This is a genomic window from Pseudomonas putida, from assembly GCF_005080685.1.
GTDB classification, from domain to species: Bacteria; Pseudomonadota; Gammaproteobacteria; order Pseudomonadales; family Pseudomonadaceae; genus Aquipseudomonas; species Aquipseudomonas putida_V.
In genome coordinates, this window is the sequence record NZ_CP039371.1 from 6,178,380 (window position 1) to 6,195,292 (window position 16,913).

17 protein-coding genes are annotated in these 16,913 nt (G+C 64.8%); 7 read left to right on the plus strand and 10 right to left on the minus strand.

What is annotated here, in order from left to right; genetic code table 11:
• Positions 1–28: 28 nt before the first annotated feature.
• The 4 genes from trmB to E6B08_RS28570 all read right to left on the minus strand — a co-directional run bounded on the left by trmB (position 29) and on the right by E6B08_RS28570 (position 2,283).
• The gene (gene trmB, locus E6B08_RS28555; RefSeq protein ID WP_136917036.1) at positions 29–751 is read right to left on the minus strand and encodes a tRNA (guanosine(46)-N7)-methyltransferase TrmB; all 723 of its coding nucleotides are present in this window, start codon (positions 749–751) and stop codon (positions 29–31) included.
• 9 nt (positions 752–760) lie between these two features.
• Positions 761–1,555, minus strand: a complete 795-nt coding sequence (locus E6B08_RS28560; protein ID WP_136917037.1) for a thiazole synthase — start codon at positions 1,553–1,555, stop codon at positions 761–763.
• A gap of 53 nt (positions 1,556–1,608) precedes the next feature.
• A complete protein-coding gene (gene thiS / locus E6B08_RS28565; RefSeq protein ID WP_136917038.1) occupies positions 1,609–1,809 on the minus strand; it encodes a sulfur carrier protein ThiS in 201 nt (66 codons plus the stop codon).
• A gap of 102 nt (positions 1,810–1,911) precedes the next feature.
• Positions 1,912–2,283, minus strand: a complete 372-nt coding sequence (locus tag E6B08_RS28570; RefSeq protein WP_136917039.1) for a DUF423 domain-containing protein — start codon at positions 2,281–2,283, stop codon at positions 1,912–1,914.
• A gap of 64 nt (positions 2,284–2,347) precedes the next feature.
• Here E6B08_RS28570 and mtgA point away from each other — a divergent pair, with 64 nt between their 5' ends.
• On the plus strand, positions 2,348–3,058 hold the full coding sequence (mtgA, locus tag E6B08_RS28575; protein ID WP_136917040.1) for a monofunctional biosynthetic peptidoglycan transglycosylase: 711 nt from the start codon (positions 2,348–2,350) through the stop codon (positions 3,056–3,058).
• Between the two features lie 125 nt (positions 3,059–3,183).
• Here mtgA and rpoH read toward each other — a convergent pair whose 3' ends face one another.
• The 4 genes from rpoH to ftsY all read right to left on the minus strand — a co-directional run bounded on the left by rpoH (position 3,184) and on the right by ftsY (position 7,436).
• Entirely contained in the window at positions 3,184–4,038 is an 855-nt protein-coding gene (rpoH, locus tag E6B08_RS28580; RefSeq protein ID WP_133325067.1) for an RNA polymerase sigma factor RpoH, read from the minus strand.
• A 121-nt stretch (positions 4,039–4,159) separates the two neighbouring features.
• A complete protein-coding gene (gene ftsX / locus E6B08_RS28585; protein ID WP_136917041.1) occupies positions 4,160–5,188 on the minus strand; it encodes a permease-like cell division protein FtsX in 1,029 nt (342 codons plus the stop codon).
• Entirely contained in the window at positions 5,185–5,856 is a 672-nt protein-coding gene (gene ftsE, locus E6B08_RS28590; RefSeq protein WP_133325071.1) for a cell division ATP-binding protein FtsE, read from the minus strand. Before ftsE ends, ftsX begins: the two co-directional genes overlap by 4 nt.
• A complete protein-coding gene (ftsY, locus tag E6B08_RS28595; protein WP_136917042.1) occupies positions 5,853–7,436 on the minus strand; it encodes a signal recognition particle-docking protein FtsY in 1,584 nt (527 codons plus the stop codon). The genes ftsE and ftsY overlap by 4 nt, the downstream gene beginning before the upstream one ends.
• Positions 7,437–7,667: 231 nt before the next feature.
• Between ftsY and E6B08_RS28605 the strand changes: the two genes are divergently transcribed.
• The 6 genes from E6B08_RS28605 (at position 7,668) to E6B08_RS28630 (ending at position 14,880) form a co-directional block, all read left to right on the plus strand.
• Positions 7,668–9,023, plus strand: a complete 1,356-nt coding sequence (locus E6B08_RS28605) for a M16 family metallopeptidase (protein ID WP_136917044.1) — start codon at positions 7,668–7,670, stop codon at positions 9,021–9,023.
• Entirely contained in the window at positions 9,016–10,500 is a 1,485-nt protein-coding gene (locus tag E6B08_RS28610) for a M16 family metallopeptidase (RefSeq protein ID WP_136917045.1), read from the plus strand. The genes E6B08_RS28605 and E6B08_RS28610 overlap by 8 nt, the downstream gene beginning before the upstream one ends.
• Entirely contained in the window at positions 10,500–11,102 is a 603-nt protein-coding gene (gene rsmD / locus E6B08_RS28615) for a 16S rRNA (guanine(966)-N(2))-methyltransferase RsmD (protein ID WP_136917046.1), read from the plus strand. The genes E6B08_RS28610 and rsmD overlap by 1 nt, the downstream gene beginning before the upstream one ends.
• A 96-nt stretch (positions 11,103–11,198) precedes the next feature.
• Positions 11,199–12,494, plus strand: a complete 1,296-nt coding sequence (locus E6B08_RS28620) for a M16 family metallopeptidase (protein ID WP_136917047.1) — start codon at positions 11,199–11,201, stop codon at positions 12,492–12,494.
• On the plus strand, positions 12,487–13,827 hold the full coding sequence (locus E6B08_RS28625; protein WP_238349272.1) for a M16 family metallopeptidase: 1,341 nt from the start codon (positions 12,487–12,489) through the stop codon (positions 13,825–13,827). The genes E6B08_RS28620 and E6B08_RS28625 overlap by 8 nt, the downstream gene beginning before the upstream one ends.
• A gap of 60 nt (positions 13,828–13,887) precedes the next feature.
• Positions 13,888–14,880: a hydrolase gene (locus E6B08_RS28630; protein WP_136917048.1), complete on the plus strand. Its 993-nt coding sequence runs from the start codon at positions 13,888–13,890 to the stop codon at positions 14,878–14,880.
• Positions 14,881–14,913: 33 nt separating this feature from the next.
• Here E6B08_RS28630 and E6B08_RS28635 read toward each other — a convergent pair whose 3' ends face one another.
• Together E6B08_RS28635 and E6B08_RS28640 are read right to left on the minus strand one after the other, a co-directional pair.
• Entirely contained in the window at positions 14,914–15,768 is an 855-nt protein-coding gene (locus E6B08_RS28635) for a sulfurtransferase (protein WP_136917049.1), read from the minus strand.
• Between the two features lie 35 nt (positions 15,769–15,803).
• On the minus strand, positions 15,804–16,469 hold the full coding sequence (locus E6B08_RS28640; protein WP_136917050.1) for a TetR/AcrR family transcriptional regulator: 666 nt from the start codon (positions 16,467–16,469) through the stop codon (positions 15,804–15,806).
• Positions 16,470–16,913 lie beyond the last annotated feature (444 nt).

Genomic DNA, 16,913 nt, shown 5'->3' on the forward strand with positions numbered 1-16,913 from the left:
CAGCGTTTCGAAAGGCCTGATCAGCCGATCAATCCACCTTCTCGAACTTCAAATCCCACACCCCATGCCCCAAGCGCTCGCCACGGCGTTCGAACTTGGTGATCGGACGCTCTTCCGGGCGCGGCACATAGGCACCGTCCGCAGCACGGTTGCGATAGCCAGGCGCTGCGCTCATCACTTCCAGCATGTACTCGGCATAGGGCTCCCAGTCGGTCGCCATGTGGAACACGCCACCGGGCTTGAGCTTGCGTCGTACCAGCTCGGCGAACTCCAGCTGCACGATGCGGCGCTTGTGGTGGCGCGCCTTGTGCCAAGGGTCCGGGAAGAACAGCATCAGCCGGTCGAGGCTGTTATCGGCCACGCAACGGTTGAGCACTTCGATGGCATCGCAGTCATACACTCGCAGGTTATTCAGGCCCTGGGTCAGCACGCCGTTGAGCAGCGCGCCCACACCCGGACGGTGCACTTCGACACCGATGAAGTCCTGTTCCGGGGCGGCAGCGGCCATCTCCAGCAGGGAGTGGCCCATGCCAAAGCCGATCTCCAGCGTGCGCGGCGCCGAGCGGCCGAATACCTGGTCATAGTCGACCGGGCTGTCGGTCAGCGGCAGGATGAACAGCGGCCCACCCTGCTCCAGGCCACGTTGCTGGCCTTCGGTCATGCGCCCTGCACGCATCACGAAGCTCTTGATGCGGCGGTGGTGGCGCTGGTCGCCGTCGGCGGGGATCGGCGTATCTTGCGAGTCAGTCATCGGGGGCTCTTACTTGATCAGACCATCCAGCGGCGAAGAGGCGCTGGCGTAGAGTTTTTTCGGCATCCGGCCGGCGAGGTAGGCCATGCGGCCAGCGACAATGGCATGCTTCATGGCTTCGGCCATCAGCACCGGCTGCTGGGCATGGGCAATGGCCGAGTTCATCAGCACGGCCTCGCAGCCCATTTCCATGGCGATCGTGGCGTCGGAGGCGGTACCGACACCGGCGTCGACCAGTACCGGCACCTTGGACTCCTCGAGGATGATCTGCAGGTTGTAGGGGTTGCAGATACCCAGGCCAGTGCCGATCAGGCCAGCCAGCGGCATCACCGCGATACAGCCGGCTTCGGCGAGCTGGCGAGCGATGATCGGGTCGTCGCTGGTGTAGACCATCACGTCGAAACCGTCCTTTACCAGCACTTCGGCGGCCTTGAGGGTTTCGATCACGTTAGGGAACAAGGTTTTCTGGTCGGCCAGGACTTCCAGCTTGACCAGATTGTGGCCATCGAGCAGCTCACGGGCCAGACGGCAGGTGCGCACGGCCTCGACCGCGTCGTAGCAGCCGGCGGTGTTGGGCAGGATGGTGTAGCGGTCCGGCGGCAGCACGTCGAGCAGGTTCGGCTCGCCCGGATTCTGGCCGATATTGGTGCGACGCACGGCAACGGTGACGATTTCGGCACCCGAGGCCTCGATGGCCTGGCGGGTTTCTTCCATGTCACGGTATTTACCGGTGCCTACCAGCAGGCGCGACTGGAAAGTACGCCCGGCCAGGGTGAAGGGCTTGTCGCTACGAACGTTGCTCATCGTTGTTCCTCGGGAAAAGGTTACGGGACTTGCGGGTGAATCGCCGGGCGGGTTCAACCGCCACCGATGGCGTGGACCACTTCGACCTGGTCGCCCTCGCTCAGCAAGGTGCTGTCGTGCTGGCTGCGCGGCACGATATCCAGGTTCAGTTCCACCGCCACGCGGCGTCCGGCCAGCTCCAGCCGGGCCAGCAGGGCCGCGACGCTTTCGCCAGCAGGCAATTCGTAAGGTTCACCGTTCAGTTGAATGCGCATGCGCACGGCCACCATTGTGCTTTGGGGCACGCATTCTAGCCCCGATCAACCTCCGAACCCAAGGGCGCCGGGCACCATTAGTCGCGATTGTGGACCGCCTGGTCAGCCCAGGCGCCAGGCTGCCAGGCCCAGGCACAGCCAGCCGGCGAGAAAGCACAGGCCACCGATCGGGGTGATGATGCCGAGCTTGCCCAGTCCGGTGAGGGTCAACAGGTACAGGCTGCCGGAAAACAGCACGATACCCACGGCGAACAGCCCGCCCGACCAGGCCACCAGGCGTCCGGGCAGGTGTACCGAGAGCACCGCGACCGCGAGGATCGCCAGGGCATGCACCAGTTGGTAGGTTACACCGGTATGAAAGATCGCCAGGTAGTCGGCGCTGAGCCGGTTCTTCAGGCCATGGGCGGCGAATGCGCCGAGCGCGACACCGGTGAAGCCGAAAAACGCGGCAAGCATCAGGAAGCTGCGAAGCATGGGACGACTCCTTGGAACGGGTCTGTATAATGGCCCCTTCCACCGGTCCGGCCAAGCCATCGCCATGCTGTCATCCCTTTTTCGCCGATTCGTCCGTGCCCTGCTCTGGTTCGCCGCCGCGAGCATCGTGCTGGTCCTGGTGTTTCGCTGGGTACCGCCGCCGGGTACGGCATTGATGGTCGAGCGCAAGGTCCAGTCGTGGGTCAGCGGTGAGCCGATCGACCTGCAGCGCGACTGGGAGCCCTGGGAGAACATCTCCGATGAGCTCAAGGTGGCGGTCATCGCCGGCGAGGACCAGAAGTTCGCCAGCCACTGGGGCTTCGACATCCCGGCCATCCAGGCGGCATTGGCCTACAACGAGCGCGGTGGCGGTATCCGCGGCGCGAGCACGCTGACCCAGCAGGTGGCCAAGAACCTGTTCCTGTGGTCGGGCCGCAGCTGGCTGCGCAAGGGGCTGGAGGCGTGGTTCACCGCCTTGATCGAGTTGTTCTGGTCGAAGGAGCGGATTCTCGAGGTGTACCTCAACAGCGCCGAATGGGGTAAAGGCGTGTTTGGTGCCCAAGCCGCCGCCCGCTACCACTTCGGCATCGATGCCAGCCGCCTGAGCCGCCAGCAGGCCGCGCAACTGGCCGCGGTGCTGCCCAGTCCGATCAAGTGGAGCGCCAGCCGGCCGAGTGCCTATGTGGCCAGCCGTGCCAGCTGGATTCGCCGGCAGATGAGCCAGTTGGGTGGGCCGAGCTACCTGATGCAGCTGGACGCTTCGCGACAGCCTTGAGGGCGAGTGCGGCGTACGCTTGAGCGTTTTAGCGCCGTATATATCGGGCGCCGCCCTCACGGCGAGCATAAAAAAACCGCTGCCCCGTCTCCGGGCCAGCGGCTTTTCAATCCAGCCAGGCTAGATCACACGGCGATCAATGCCTTGACCTTGTTCATCGCGTTCTTTTCCAGCTGGCGAATACGCTCGGCCGACACACTGTACTTGTCCGCCAGCTCGTGCAACGTGGCCTTTTCCTCGGCCAGCCAACGCTGGTAGAGGATGTCGCGGCTGCGCTCGTCCAGGCCCTGCAGAGCTTCGTGCAGGTTGCTGGTGGAGTTGTCGCTCCAGTCAGCATCCTCCAACTGCGTAGCCGGATCGTAACGGTGGTCTTCGAGGTAGTACGCCGGCGACTGGAAGGCGCTGTCGTCGTCCGCCTCGGCGGCCGGGTCGAAGGCCATGTCCTGGCCGCTCAGGCGACTTTCCATCTCGCGCACTTCGCGAGGCTCGACGCCGAGGCTTTCCGCCACGCGATGGACTTCGTCGTTGTTCAGCCAGGCCAGACGCTTCTTCTGGCTGCGCAGGTTGAAGAACAGCTTGCGCTGGGCCTTGGTGGTGGCCACCTTGACGATACGCCAGTTGCGCAGGATGAATTCGTGGATTTCCGCCTTGATCCAGTGCACGGCGAACGACACCAGGCGCACGCCCATTTCTGGGTTGAAGCGCTTGACGGCCTTCATCAGGCCAACGTTGCCTTCCTGGATAAGGTCGGCTTGTGCCAGACCATAACCGGCATAGCTACGTGCGATATGCACGACGAAACGCAGGTGGGCCATTACCATTTGCCGAGCGGCCTCAAGATCCTGCTCGAAATAGAGACGCTCGGCCAGTTCACGCTCCTGCTCGACCGTCAGCAGCGGGATGCTGTTGACCGTGTGCACGTAGGCTTCCAGGTTCGCACCAGGGACCAGGGCATAGGCAGGTTGCAACGAAGTGGTCATTCAAGAACCTCCGACTCACTAGACTCGTGCCTTGTGGGCACTGCCAACATTGACCGGAATCCACTGTACAAGTTCCGGTGGCGTCACATGATGAAAAAAAGTCAATGCTGGCACAGAAAAACTATCGAGGCGCCAATTCGTTCAGGTGACGGGCGACCGCGATCCATGCACCGATATACCCTAACAAGACCGCTCCGATCAAGAGAGAAAGACCATCGGAGGCCGGCACCCCGCCCAGGGCGAAGTCACTGTTATATAGCCCCGAAAGCCCTACCACCGCCTCGTTCAGCCAGTTCAGGCCGAAGGCCAGGATACCCCAGGCCAACACGCCCGCGCCCAGGCCGTACAAGGCCCCCATGTACAGGAAAGGCCGGCGTACGTAGCTGTCGGTGCCGCCGACCAGCTTGATCACTTCGATCTCGGTGCGGCGGTTCTCGATATGTAGACGAATTGTGTTACCGATTACTAACAGCAGCGCCGAAATCAGCATCACTGCCAGGCCGAAGACGAAGCGGTCACCCAATTTCAGGATGGCAGCCAGTCGCTCGACCCAGACCAGGTCCAGTTGCGCCACCTCGACCCGCGGCAATTCGGCCAGGCGCTGACGCAAGGCCTCCAGTGCCGGTTTGTCGACCTCGGTCGGGGTGACCACCACCACGCCAGGCAACGGATTGTCGGGCAGTTCGCGCAGGGCTTCGCCCAGGCCCGACTGCTGCTGGAACTCGTCCAGCGCCTGCTCGCGGCTGACATACTGGGCATCGGACACACCCGGCATGCCCTTTATCTCGTCACGCAGCGCCTCGCCTTCGCGGCTGCCCGCATCGAGCTTGAGGTACAACGAGATCTGCGCCGCCCGCTGCCAGGAGCCGCCAAGCTTCTCGACGTTTTTCAACAACAGCGAAAGGCCCATCGGCATGCTCAGGGCAACCGCCATCACCAGGCAGGTGAAGAAGCTGCCGATCGGCTGCTTGGCCAAGCGACGCAGGCTGTCGGCCAGGCTGGCGCGGTGGCTTTCCAGCCAGGCGTGCAGCAGGGTACGAAAATCCGGGCCGTCATCGTCATGATCGCCGCGTTTTTTCTTCCTCGGTTGCGGGTCCGCAGGCTTTGGCGCGACGCGCTCGGATACCTTGGGTGTACGTGTAGTGCTCATTGCCCGGCCTCCCCATCGCCGATCAGACGGCCGCGCTGCAGGGTCAGCATGCGGTGACGCATGCGCGCAATCAGTGCCAGGTCGTGGCTGGCGATCAGAACCGTGGTGCCGAGGCGGTTGATGTCCTCGAACACGCCCATGATTTCCGCCGCCAGGCGCGGGTCGAGGTTGCCGGTCGGTTCGTCGGCCAGCAGCAAGGCCGGCTGGTGGACGATGGCGCGGGCGATGCCGACCCGCTGCTGCTGGCCGGTGGACAGGTCGGCGGGGAACAGCTCGCCCTTGTCGGCCAGCGACACGCGCTCCAGCGCCGAGTCCACGCGCTTGGTGATCTCGGCCTTGGACAGCCCGAGAATCTGCAGCGGCAGGGCGATGTTGTTGAACACCGTGCGGTCGAACAGCAGTTGGTGATTCTGGAACACCACGCCGATCTGCCGGCGCAGGAACGGGATCTGCGCATTGCTGATCTGGCCCAGGTCCTGCCCGGCCAGCATCAGCTTGCCGCTGGTCGGTCGCTCCATGGCCAGCAGCAGGCGCAGCAAGGTGCTCTTGCCGGCGCCCGAATGCCCGGTGACGAACAGGAATTCGCCCCGACGCGCCCGGAAACTCAGCTCATGCAAGCCGACATGGCCGTTGGGGTAGCGCTTGGCAACCTGTTCGAATCGGATCATGGGTGCTCCCGCTCGGCAAACAGGGCTTTGACGAAAGGCTCGGCCTCGAACGTGCGCAGGTCGTCGATACCCTCGCCTACGCCGATGAAGCGGATCGGCAGCTTGAACTGCTTGGCCAGGGCGAAGATCACCCCGCCCTTGGCGGTGCCGTCCAGCTTGGTCAGGGCCAGGCCGGTCAGTTCGACGCTCTGGTTGAAGTACTTGGCCTGGCTGATGGCGTTCTGCCCGGTGCCGGCATCGAGCACCAGCAGCACCTCGTGCGGCGCTTCGGCGTCGAGCTTGCCGATGACCCGGCGCACCTTCTTGAGCTCTTCCATCAGGTTGTCCTTGGTGTGCAGGCGACCGGCGGTATCAGCGATCAGCACATCGATACCCCGGGCCTTGGCGGCCTGGACGGCGTCGAAGATCACCGAGGCGGAGTCGGCACCGGTGTGCTGGGCGATCACCGGGATCTTGTTGCGCTCACCCCAGACCTGCAACTGCTCGACCGCGGCAGCACGGAAGGTGTCGCCGGCGGCGAGCATGACCTTCTTGCCTTCCAGCTGCAGCTTCTTGGCCAGCTTGCCGATGGTGGTGGTCTTGCCGGCGCCGTTCACGCCGACCACGAGGATCACGTAGGGCTTGTTCTGCGCCTCGACCTTCAGCGGCTGCTCGACCGGGCGCAGCAGCGCGGCCAGTTCGTCCTGCAGCGACTGATACAGTGCGTCGGCATCGGCCAGTTGCTTGCGGGCAACCTTCTGGGTCAGGTTCTGGACGATCGCCGAAGTGGCCTCGACACCCACGTCGGCGGTCAGCAGGCGGGTCTCGATCTCGTCGAGCAGGTCGTCGTCGATGACCTTCTTGCCCAGGAACAGGCTCGCCATGCCCTCGCCGATGCTGGCGCTGGTCTTCGACAGGCCCTGCTTGAGGCGGGCAAAGAAGCCCAGCTTGGACTGCTCGGCGCTGGCCGGGGCAGCCACGACCGGCGCTGCCGGCTCGGGCGCGGGGCGCTCGGGGATGGCAGGCGGGGCCTTGGGTTCAAGGTCGGGCACCAGGGCGACAGGCTCTTCGGCGACAGGCAGGACCAGGTTGCTGACGGGCGCCTCGACGGGCAGGGCTTGCGCAGGCTCCGCGGGCTCTGCGGCGACGGCTACCGGCGCAGGGGGTTGTGGCGCTGCTGCGGCGGGCGACGCACTCGCCGGCAAGCCGGCGCCTACAGGGGCCGGGGCAGGCTGCGAAGGCTGCGCGGGCGCCGGCGCTGTAGCGGCTGCAGGGACCACCGGCGCGGGCGCCAGGGCAGGCGCTGGAGGCTGCGCGGGCTCAGGCGCTGCAGAAGTACCCGGAGCCTCGGGAGCGGCCTGGCCCTCAGGGTCGGGCAGGGTCACCGACACCGGGGCAGCAGGCACCTCGGCCACGGGCTCAGCTGGGGCTGGCGCAGGTTGGGGCTCGACCTGCGGCGCTACCGGCTCGGCAGGCTGCGCTTCAGGGGCTTGTGGCTGTTCGGCGACAGGTTGCTGCGGCTTCTTGCGAAACCAGCTGAACAGGCCTTTTTTCTCGCCAGCCTCGGCCGGCGCTTTTTTGTCGTCGTTGGAACCAAACATGGAAGACGGCTATCTCAGGGTAGCGATGGGCCAGCATTGGCGCATCAGGAATTCTCTAAACGCAGAACAGACTATCTTGAATCCGGCTGGTTCATGCGCAACGTTTTGTCGTAGGGTCCTGTGGGCCAGAACGGCGACAGGCATGGTCGCCAGGCAACCGGATCAGTATCCTAGCACCTCCTGGCCCGCCGACGCTAAACCCAGCGGGCCGCCGAACAGGTCAAACACCGTATGAATGCTCTAGCCCGCCGTGCCGCTGGCCTGCTGCTCAGCACGCTCTGCCTGCCACTGGCCGCCATCGCCGCCGATGCACAGCCGACCCACGAATTCATTCTCGACAACGGCCTCAAGGTGGTCGTGCGCGAGGACCACCGCGCTCCGGTGGTGGTCTCGCAGATCTGGTACAAGGTCGGCTCCAGCTACGAGACGCCCGGCCAGACCGGCCTCTCCCACGCCCTGGAACACATGATGTTCAAGGGCAGCGCCAAGATAGGCCCTGGCGAAGCCTCGCGCATCCTGCGCGACCTGGGCGCCGAGGAAAACGCCTTCACCAGCGACGACTACACCGCCTACTACCAGGTGCTGGCCCGCGACCGCCTGCCGGTAGCCCTGGAGCTTGAGGCCGACCGCCTGGCCAGCCTGCGCCTGCCGGCCGACGAATTCAGCCGCGAGATCGAAGTCATCAAGGAAGAGCGCCGCCTGCGCACCGACGACCAGCCGAGCGCCAAGGCCTTCGAGCTGTTCCGCGCCATGGCCTACCCGGCCAGCGGCTACCACACCCCGACCATCGGCTGGATGGCCGACCTCGAACGCATGAAGGTCGAGGAGCTGCGCCACTGGTACGAATCCTGGTACGTGCCGAACAACGCCACCCTGGTAGTGGTCGGCGATGTCACCGCCGACGAGGTCAAGGGCCTGGCCCAGAAGTACTTCGGCGCCATCCCCAAGCGCGCCGTACCGCCGGCCAAGCTGCCATTGGAGCTGGCCGAGCCTGGTCATCGCCTGCTCACGCTGCATGTACGCACCCAGCTGCCCAGCCTGATCTACGGCTTCAACGTGCCGGGCCTGGCCACCGCCAAGGACCCCAACACCGTGCACGCCCTGCGCCTGATCTCGGCGCTGCTCGACGGCGGCTACAGCGCGCGCATGCCGGCACGCCTGGAGCGCGACCAGGAGTTGGTGGCCGGCGCTTCGTCGAGCTACAACGCCTTCACCCGCGGCGACAGCCTGTTCATGATCTCGGCAACGCCCAACGTGCAGAAGCAGAAGACCCTGGCCGACGTCGAAAAAGGCATCTGGCAACTGCTCGATGAACTCAAGACCACCCCACCCAGCAGCGAAGAACTCGAACGGGTCCGCGCCCAGGTGATCGCCGGCCTGGTCTACGACCGCGACTCCATCAGCAGCCAGGCCACCACCATCGGCCAGCTGGAGACCGTCGGCCTGTCTTGGAAGCTGATCGACAGCGAGCTGGACGAACTCAAGCGTGTAACGCCGCAGGACATCCAGAACGCCGCGCGCACCTATTTCACCCGCGAACGCCTGAGCGTTGCCCATGTATTGCCCGAGGAGTCCGCTCATGAGTGATCGCAGCGCACCACGCTACACCCTGATCGGCACCGGCATCATCGCGCTGGTGGTGGCCGTGGCCGCAGTGCTGGCCCGCCCGGCCCACTCCGAGGCCGAAGCCAGCGCTGCGCGCCCGGCCAACACCTTGCAATCGCTGGCCGAGCTGGACAGCAAGGCCCCCAGCCGGCGCCAGCTGAACATTCAGAACTGGACCACCGCCGAAGGCGCCCGCGTGCTGTTTGTCGAAGCCCGCGAGCTGCCGATGTTCGACCTGCGCGTGACCTTCGCCGCCGGCAGCAGCCAGGACGGCAGCACCCCAGGCCTGGCCACCCTGACCAACGCCATGCTCAACGAGGGCGTGGCCGGCAAGGACGTGACCGCCATCGCCGAAGGCTTCGAGGGCCTGGGCGCGGACTTCGGCAACGGTTCCTACCGCGACATGGCCGTGGCCTCGCTGCGCAGCCTCAGCGCTAAGGACAAGCGTGAGCCGGCACTCAAGCTGTTCGCCGAGGTGGCAGGCAAGCCGACCTTCCCCGAGGACGCGCTCAAGCGCATCAAGAACCAGCTGCTGGCCGGCTTCGAGTACGAGAAACAGAACCCCGGCAAGATCGCCGGCAAGGCGCTGTTCGCCAAGCTCTATGGCGACCACCCCTACGCCCACCCCAGCGACGGCACCGCCGAAAGCATCCCGGGCATTACCCTGGAGCAACTGCGCGCCTTCCACGCCAAGGCCTACAGCGCCGGCAACGCGGTCATCGCCCTGGTCGGCGACCTCAGCCGCAGCGAAGCCGAAGCAGTCGCCGCGCAGGTCTCCGCGGCCCTGCCCAAAGGCCCGGCACTGGCCGCGCCAGCCGAGCCGGCCGACCCCAAGGCGGGCATGACCCATATCGACTTCCCGAGCAAGCAGACCCACCTCATGCTCGCCGAGTTGGGCATCGATCGCCAGGATCCGGACTGGCCGGCGCTGTCGCTGGGCAACCAGATCCTCGGCGGCGGCGCCTTCGGTACCCGGCTGATGAGCGAGGTCCGGGAAAAACGCGGCCTGACCTACGGCGTATACTCGGTGTTCAGCCCGATGCAGGTCCGCGGCCCGTTCATGATCAACCTGCAGACCCGTGCCGAACTCAGCGAAGGCACCCTGAAACTGGTCCAGGACATCCTCGGCGACTACCTGAAGAACGGCCCGACCCAGCAGGAACTCGACGACGCCAAGCGTGAGCTGGCCGGCAGCTTCCCGCTGTCCAACGCCAGCAATGCCAGCATCGTCGGCCAACTGGGTGCCATCGGCTTCTATAACCTGCCACTGACCTGGCTGGAAGATTTCATGCAACAGTCCCAGGCGCTGACCGTCGACCAGGTCAAGGCCGCGATGAACAAGCACCTGGCCGCCGATAAGCTGGTGATCGTCACCGTCGGCCCGAAAGTGCCGCAGAAACCGCTGCCGGCCCCCACAGACAAACCCGCCGAGCAGCCGCTCGGCGTACCGGAGCACTAATGCCGAGATCCACCCCTCCCGCCCGCCCGCAACCGGGCCAAAGCAAGGGCCAGGGCCACCTGCGCATCATCGCCGGCCAGTGGCGTAGCCGCCGCCTGGCGGTGCCGGACGGCGAAGGCCTGCGGCCAACCCCGGACCGCGTGCGCGAAACCCTGTTCAACTGGCTGGCGCCGTACATCGAAGGGGCCCGGGTGCTGGATGCCTTCACCGGTAGCGGTGCCCTGGTGCTCGAAGCGCTGTCGCGCGGCGCCGAAGATGCAGTGGCGCTGGACAGCAACCCAGCGGCGATCGCCAACCTGAAGAACAACCTCGAGATCCTCCGCTGCCCACGCGGTCAGATCCTCCAGACCGACGCCCTGCGCTACCTGCAGGGCCCGGCCAAGCAGCAGTTCGACCTGGTATTCCTCGACCCGCCGTTCCACCAGGACCTGCTGGCCGACACCTGTGCACTGCTGGAGCAGAACGCATGGCTGCGTGAGCAAGCCTGGATCTACACCGAAAGCGAAGCGGCACCGTCGAGCCTGGCGATGCCAGGCAACTGGCGCCTGCATCGCGAGAAAAAGACCGGTCAGGTGCATTACGCCTTGTGGCACAGAGGTTGACCGGGCAGATAGCCCCACCGAAGACTTAACTACCGCCGTCGCCCCCCGGGTATGGCTGAAGCTGCTCCTTCCATTTCGTCCAGGAGTAGTTCAGCCATGCCCGATACCTCCCGTGCGCAATTTTCATTGCAGCACTTCACCCTGGCCAATGGCCTCAAGGTCTACCTGCGCGAAGATCACCGCGCCCCGCTGGTCAGCGTCCAACTCTGGTACCACGTGGGATCCAGCTACGAGGCCGAGGGTCACAGCGGGTTATCCCACGCCCTTGAGCATCTGATGTTCGAGGGCAGCAGCAAACTGGCCGCGGGCGAATATTTCAAGTTGATGTCGCGACTCGGTGGCGATCCCAATGCCTATACCTTCCCGGACGCCACCGTCTATCCCATCACCTTGCCGGCCAGCCGTATGGAGGTCGCCCTCGAAGCCATGGCCGATGCGATGGCCACGGCGACATTGAGCGAAGCACCGTTCGAGCGCGAACTCGCAGTCGTCATGGCTGAGCGCCGGGCAGATGTCGACAACAAACCTTTTGCCGCCGCTCTCGAGCAACACAAGCTGCTGGCGCATGGCAAGAGCGGCTATGCCACACCTACCGTCGGTTTCCGAGAAGACCTGCAGCAGCTGGCTCAGGCCGCGGCGCTTAGCTGGTATCAACACTGGTATCACCCCAACAACGCCACACTGGCGGTGGTTGGCGCCGCGCACCCGGCGCAACTGCGCACGCTGGTAGAGCGTCATTTCGGCGCGATCCCCGCTCATCCCCTGCCCATCGCGCCACTTCCTCGACACGACCAGACGCTGACCCGCCGCACGCAATCGGTGCGCATCGACGGCCTGCGCGAAGGCCTGATCATGAGCTTCAACTGCCCCAGCCTGGCCACCGCGAAACACCCGACCCAAGCCCAGGCGTTGCGCCTGATCCCCGAACTGCTCACCCAGGGCGCCTCCGCACGGCTGCAGCGCTCTATGGTCGCGGAGCAACAGTTGCTACAAGGCGTGTATGGCGACTATGACCCTCTGCTTCGCGGCGACGGCCTGCTGACGCTCTACGCCTTCAACGACCCCGCCAAAGCCACGCCGCAACAGGCGCAGGAACAATTGCTGCAGGAAATCAGCTCACTTCGCCTGACGCCACCCACCGCTGCAGAACTCCAGCGGGCCAAAGCCCAGCTGATGGCAAGAGAGGTGTTTGCTCGGGATGACATCGCCGAACAAGCCGACACGTTGGGGCGCATGGCCGCCTGTGGCCTCGACCCAACCGAACTGGCGTTCGAGACAACGATGATCGAGGCACTGACCGACGTGCAAGTCTGCCAAGCCGCAGAAGCCTTCCTGAACGACGACCGCCTGACGACCACTTTCATGAGTGGTAAGGAGAGCCATCATGAATGACATGCCCCGTTTGACTTCCCTCCACGGGCTGGACCTGAACCATCTGGAATCTATCGATACCCACGTGCAGACCTGGACGACCGAGGCGGGCACCCGCGTCCAGTTCGTCGAAGCGCGAGGGCTACCGGTCGTCGATCTGGTCCTGCGCTTTGGCGCGGGGATCGTCCAGGACACCGACAAATCGGGCCTGGCCGCACTGACGCTGTACATGCTCGATGAAGGCAGCGATGGGCTCACCGCGAGCGAGCATGCGGCGGGCCTGGAGCGCCTGGGCGCAGAGGTCAGCAAGGATGTGCGCTTGGAACAAGCCGTGCTGAGCTTGCGAAGCCTCAGCCAGCGGACCTTGCTCGACCCAGCCCTGGCGCTGTTCGGCGCAATGGCCGCCAAGCCTGACTTCTTGCCGGGCGCGCTGGAAAAAGTGAAGTCGCAGACGCACGCCTATGCCGCCTCACGCCTCAGAAGCCCCGTCGTACAGGCACGCACCGAGGCCTTTGGCTATCTATTCGACGGCCACCCCTATGGCAATCCGATTGGCACCACGCCGGAGGGAATCGAAGCCGTCACGGTAGACGACCTCAGGGCTTTCCACCGCAAAGCCTATAGTGCCAGCAACATGCAGATGACCCTGGTGGGTGACCTGTCCACTACCGAGGCCAAGGCCATTGCCCACCGCATCAGCCAAGCATTGCCACAGGGCTGGGTAGCCACACCGCCGCCAGCCGTCGTCGAAGCCCCAGGCACGACGCGGCATATCGAGCGACCAGGCGCGAGCACTTGCGTGCTCCTCGCATTGCCCATGAACGTTCCGGCAAACGATCCGCAATTCCCGGCCATGGTGCTGGCGCGCGAGATCCTGACCTCAGGTCTGGACTCCAGGCTGATGACTGAACTGCGTCAGCGCAGGGGGCTGACCTATGACGTGAGCTCGCAGATCTCGGCGATGCGCTCAGGCGGCGTGTTCATGATCGAATGGGACATCGCCCCCCACCTGGTAGAGGCGACCAAGACACTGGTCGGCACGCTGCTGCAACGGTTCATCGACGAAGGACCAACCGAGGCGGAACTGGAACTGGCCCGTCACCAGTTGGCTGGCGAGCTGCTGCGTGACGTCGCCCAGAACAAACGACTCGCCGGCTTGTTGTCGGCGACCGCCAGGCAGCGCCAACCGGAGGGTTATCTGAACGGCTACAACGCCATGCTGACCGGCCTCACCACCGACGCAGTACGGGAAACCCTCAGGCGCAGACTCGACCTGCGCCAGGCGGTGTGGGTCAGTGTCGGGCCGACCGTCGATCAGCAACCGTTGCCGGAACTACCCGCCCTCGACCAATAGCGCACGTACAGTGGTGCAATTTCATGGCACTCTAGGCAGGCACATCACGAGTCGCCCAGCATGCCCACCTTCACCACCACCTTCCGTCCGGCCGCCGGCCTGTCCAACCCCCACTTGCAGACCCTGTGGGGGCCGCTATGGCGCAAGCTACCCACGCTCGAGCGCAACCGCGAACGCCTGTGGCTGGCCGATGGCGACTTTCTCGACCTCGACTGGCACGGCCCGCATCAGGCCGACGCGCCGCTGGTCCTGGTGCTGCATGGCCTCACCGGCTCGTCCCACTCGCCCTATGTCAAAGGCTTGCAGCAATCGCTGCAGGCTCGTGGCTGGGCCAGCGTCGCGGTGAACTGGCGCGGATGCTCGGGTGAGCCGAACCTGTTGCCACGCAGCTACCACTCCGGTGCCAGCGAAGACCTGGCCGAGGTGGTCGCCCACCTGCGCGCCCAGCGTCCCTTGGCGCCGTTGTACGCGGTCGGCTATTCGCTGGGGGGCAATGTATTGCTCAAGTATCTGGGTGAAAGCGGCGCCACTAGCGGGCTGGAGGCAGCGGTGGCGGTTTCGGTGCCGTTTCGCCTGGATCAATGCGCCGACCGCATTGGCCAGGGCTTTTCCAAGGTCTACCAGGCGCACTTCATGCGCGAGATGCTGGCCTATGTGCAGTTGAAGCAACGCCACTTCCGCGACCAGGGGCAACACGAGGGCTTGGCTACCCTCGACCGCCTGGGGCCATTGCGCAACCTGCGCACATTCTGGGATTTCGACGGCAAGGTGACCGCGCCGCTCAATGGCTTTACCGATGCGCACGACTACTATCGGCGCTCATCGAGCCGCTATTTCCTTGGGCAGAATCGCACACCGACGCTGATCATCCATGCCAACGACGATCCGTTCGTCTCCAGCCACAGTCTGCCCACGACCGATGAACTGGCGCCGCAAACGCAGCTCGAGCTGCATAGGCGTGGCGGCCACGTGGGGTTCGTCGAGGGCAGCCTGCGCAACCCGAGCTACTACCTGGAGCGGCGGATTCCGCAGTGGCTGGTAGAGGGCAGATAGCAGCACCGCCCCCTTGAGGTGTTGGAGCCTGGCCTATTCTCCGGTCGCCACACCCCGCCGCGGATCGTTGATCCATTCGCTCCACGACCCCGCATACAGCTTGCCAAGCGGATAGCCGGCCAATGCCAGGGCGAACAGGTTATGGCACGCCGTCACCCCCGAGCCGCAATACGCGACCAACTGCTCCGGCGCGCGCCCAGCCAGCGCTTGGGCAAAACGCTGCTTGAGTGCATCCGGCGGCAGGAAGCGCCCATCGGGGCCGAGGTTGTCGGTGAATGCCGCGCATTGAGCCCCCGGAATATGCCCCGCCACCGGGTCGATCGGCTCCACTTCGCCGCGGAAACGCGGCAAGGCCCGCGCATCGAGCAGGGTAAGCTCGGCGCTGCCCAGGCGCTTGGCCAAGTGCTCGGCATCGATCAGCAGCTTGGCGTCAGGCTCGCCCTCGAAGCTGCCTTCGCGCTTGACCGGGGCATCCAGGCTCAGCGGCAGGTGCGCGGCGTGCCAGGCCTTCAGGCCGCCATCAAGAATCGCCACGCCACTGCGCTTGCCGAGCCAGGCCAGCAGCCACCAGGCGCGAGCGGCGAAGGCGCCGGGGCCATCGTCGTACAACACCACCTCGCTGTCGTCGTCCACACCCCATTCGCGCAAGCGCTCGACCAGACGACCTGCATCCGGCAGCGGGTGGCGCCCTGTTCTGCCCTTGCTCACCGGGCCACTCAGGTCACGCTCCAGGTCGGCGAAATGCGCGCCGGCGATATGCCCCTCGGCATAGCTGCGTTGGCCGTAGTCGGCATCTTCCAGGGCAAAACGACAATCGAGGATCACCAGCTTGGGCGAGCCCAGACGCTCGGCCAGCTGTTGCGGGGTGATCAATTGCGCAAGGGGCATGACAATCTCCTGATCGATGGCTCGATGGCCCGGGCCTACTGCTCCAGGGCCTGGTTGAACGGAACGTGGAATTCCTCGCACAGCGCGTCCACCGCGCCGCGAGCATTGGCGGTGACGAAGCCGAGCTCCAGCACCAGTACCTGGTAGACGCCTCGCTTGAAGGCTTCTTCACCCAGGTGCGCAGAATGTTCTCGGGTGGTGCTGAGAAAACGCACCCACGAGGTGAGGACGATCCAGGCATTGATGGTCAACGACTCGATCTGCGCCGGCTCCATGGCCAGTATTCCGGCCTCGACGAAGCCGCGGTAGATCGCCTGGCCCTGGCGCAGGCAACGCGCGGAAAAGCGCCGGTAGCGGGCTGCAAGCTCTGGGTCGCTGTCGAGCAGGTGTTCCAGGTCACGGTGCAGGAAGCGGTAGTTCCACATCGCCGCGAGCAGGGCCTTGAGGTAGAAGCGCTTGTCCTCGACGGTGGCTGCGCGCCCCTGTGCAGGGCGTAGGAAACTGTCCACCAGTTCTTCGTACTGACTGAACAACACGGCGATGATCGCCTGCTTGTTGGGGAAGTGGTAGTACAGATTGCCGGGCGATATCTCCATGTACGCGGCGATGTGGTTGGTACTCACGCTGCGCTCGCCCTGCTGGTTGAACAGCTCCAGGCTGTTGTGCACGATGCGCTCTCGGGTCTTCATGCGCGGGGCCATGCTCAGTTCCCAATCTGCAGGCTTTCGATAATGCAGCCATATTACGGTGGATCACGCTCACGATGCACCGTTCGGCTGCGTGAAAAAATGGGTCTTCACGGATTGTTGGGGAGCTTGGCTTGGCTTGTTGGCATTGAGATTGGGAACGGTCCATTTTGTGTAGCGGCGCTACTGGCCCCTTCCGCCTTTACGGCGGGTCCCTTTTTTCTTGGAAAAAGGGACGCAAAACCGCTTGCTCCTGCATCCGGCCCTCCGCTTCGCTACGGGTCCCCTCGCTACGGCGCCTTCCGGGCCCGCGCGGCCTACGACTTGCTGCGCAAGTCTACATCTCGCGCCTTCGGCTACGCCGAAGGGTGCTTCGCACCTGGCCCTACAGGCACCTACGCTCGGCCTCCTGACGTCGCAAAGTTAGGGGCGGCGCCTGCACTGGCGTTATCTTCGAAA

Bases quoted from the DNA above. Each gene is read 5' to 3' on its own strand.
- rsmD (WP_136917046.1), top strand. From the start codon at position 10,500: ATGCCGAGATCCACCCCTCCCGCCCGCCCGCAACCGGGCCAAAGCAAG.
- rpoH (WP_133325067.1), bottom strand. From the start codon at position 4,038: ATGACCACTTCGTTGCAACCTGCCTATGCCCTGGTCCCTGGTGCGAAC.
- mtgA (WP_136917040.1), top strand. From the start codon at position 2,348: ATGCTGTCATCCCTTTTTCGCCGATTCGTCCGTGCCCTGCTCTGGTTC.
- E6B08_RS28640 (WP_136917050.1), bottom strand. From the start codon at position 16,469: ATGGCCCCGCGCATGAAGACCCGAGAGCGCATCGTGCACAACAGCCTG.
- thiS (WP_136917038.1), bottom strand. From the start codon at position 1,809: ATGCGCATTCAACTGAACGGTGAACCTTACGAATTGCCTGCTGGCGAA.
- E6B08_RS28630 (WP_136917048.1), top strand. From the start codon at position 13,888: ATGCCCACCTTCACCACCACCTTCCGTCCGGCCGCCGGCCTGTCCAAC.
- E6B08_RS28610 (WP_136917045.1), top strand. From the start codon at position 9,016: ATGAGTGATCGCAGCGCACCACGCTACACCCTGATCGGCACCGGCATC.
- trmB (WP_136917036.1), bottom strand. From the start codon at position 751: ATGACTGACTCGCAAGATACGCCGATCCCCGCCGACGGCGACCAGCGC.
- E6B08_RS28635 (WP_136917049.1), bottom strand. From the start codon at position 15,768: ATGCCCCTTGCGCAATTGATCACCCCGCAACAGCTGGCCGAGCGTCTG.
- E6B08_RS28570 (WP_136917039.1), bottom strand. From the start codon at position 2,283: ATGCTTCGCAGCTTCCTGATGCTTGCCGCGTTTTTCGGCTTCACCGGT.
- ftsE (WP_133325071.1), bottom strand. From the start codon at position 5,856: ATGATCCGATTCGAACAGGTTGCCAAGCGCTACCCCAACGGCCATGTC.
- E6B08_RS28560 (WP_136917037.1), bottom strand. From the start codon at position 1,555: ATGAGCAACGTTCGTAGCGACAAGCCCTTCACCCTGGCCGGGCGTACT.
- E6B08_RS28605 (WP_136917044.1), top strand. From the start codon at position 7,668: ATGAATGCTCTAGCCCGCCGTGCCGCTGGCCTGCTGCTCAGCACGCTC.
- E6B08_RS28620 (WP_136917047.1), top strand. From the start codon at position 11,199: ATGCCCGATACCTCCCGTGCGCAATTTTCATTGCAGCACTTCACCCTG.
- ftsY (WP_136917042.1), bottom strand. From the start codon at position 7,436: ATGTTTGGTTCCAACGACGACAAAAAAGCGCCGGCCGAGGCTGGCGAG.
- ftsX (WP_136917041.1), bottom strand. From the start codon at position 5,188: ATGAGCACTACACGTACACCCAAGGTATCCGAGCGCGTCGCGCCAAAG.
- E6B08_RS28625 (WP_238349272.1), top strand. From the start codon at position 12,487: ATGAATGACATGCCCCGTTTGACTTCCCTCCACGGGCTGGACCTGAAC.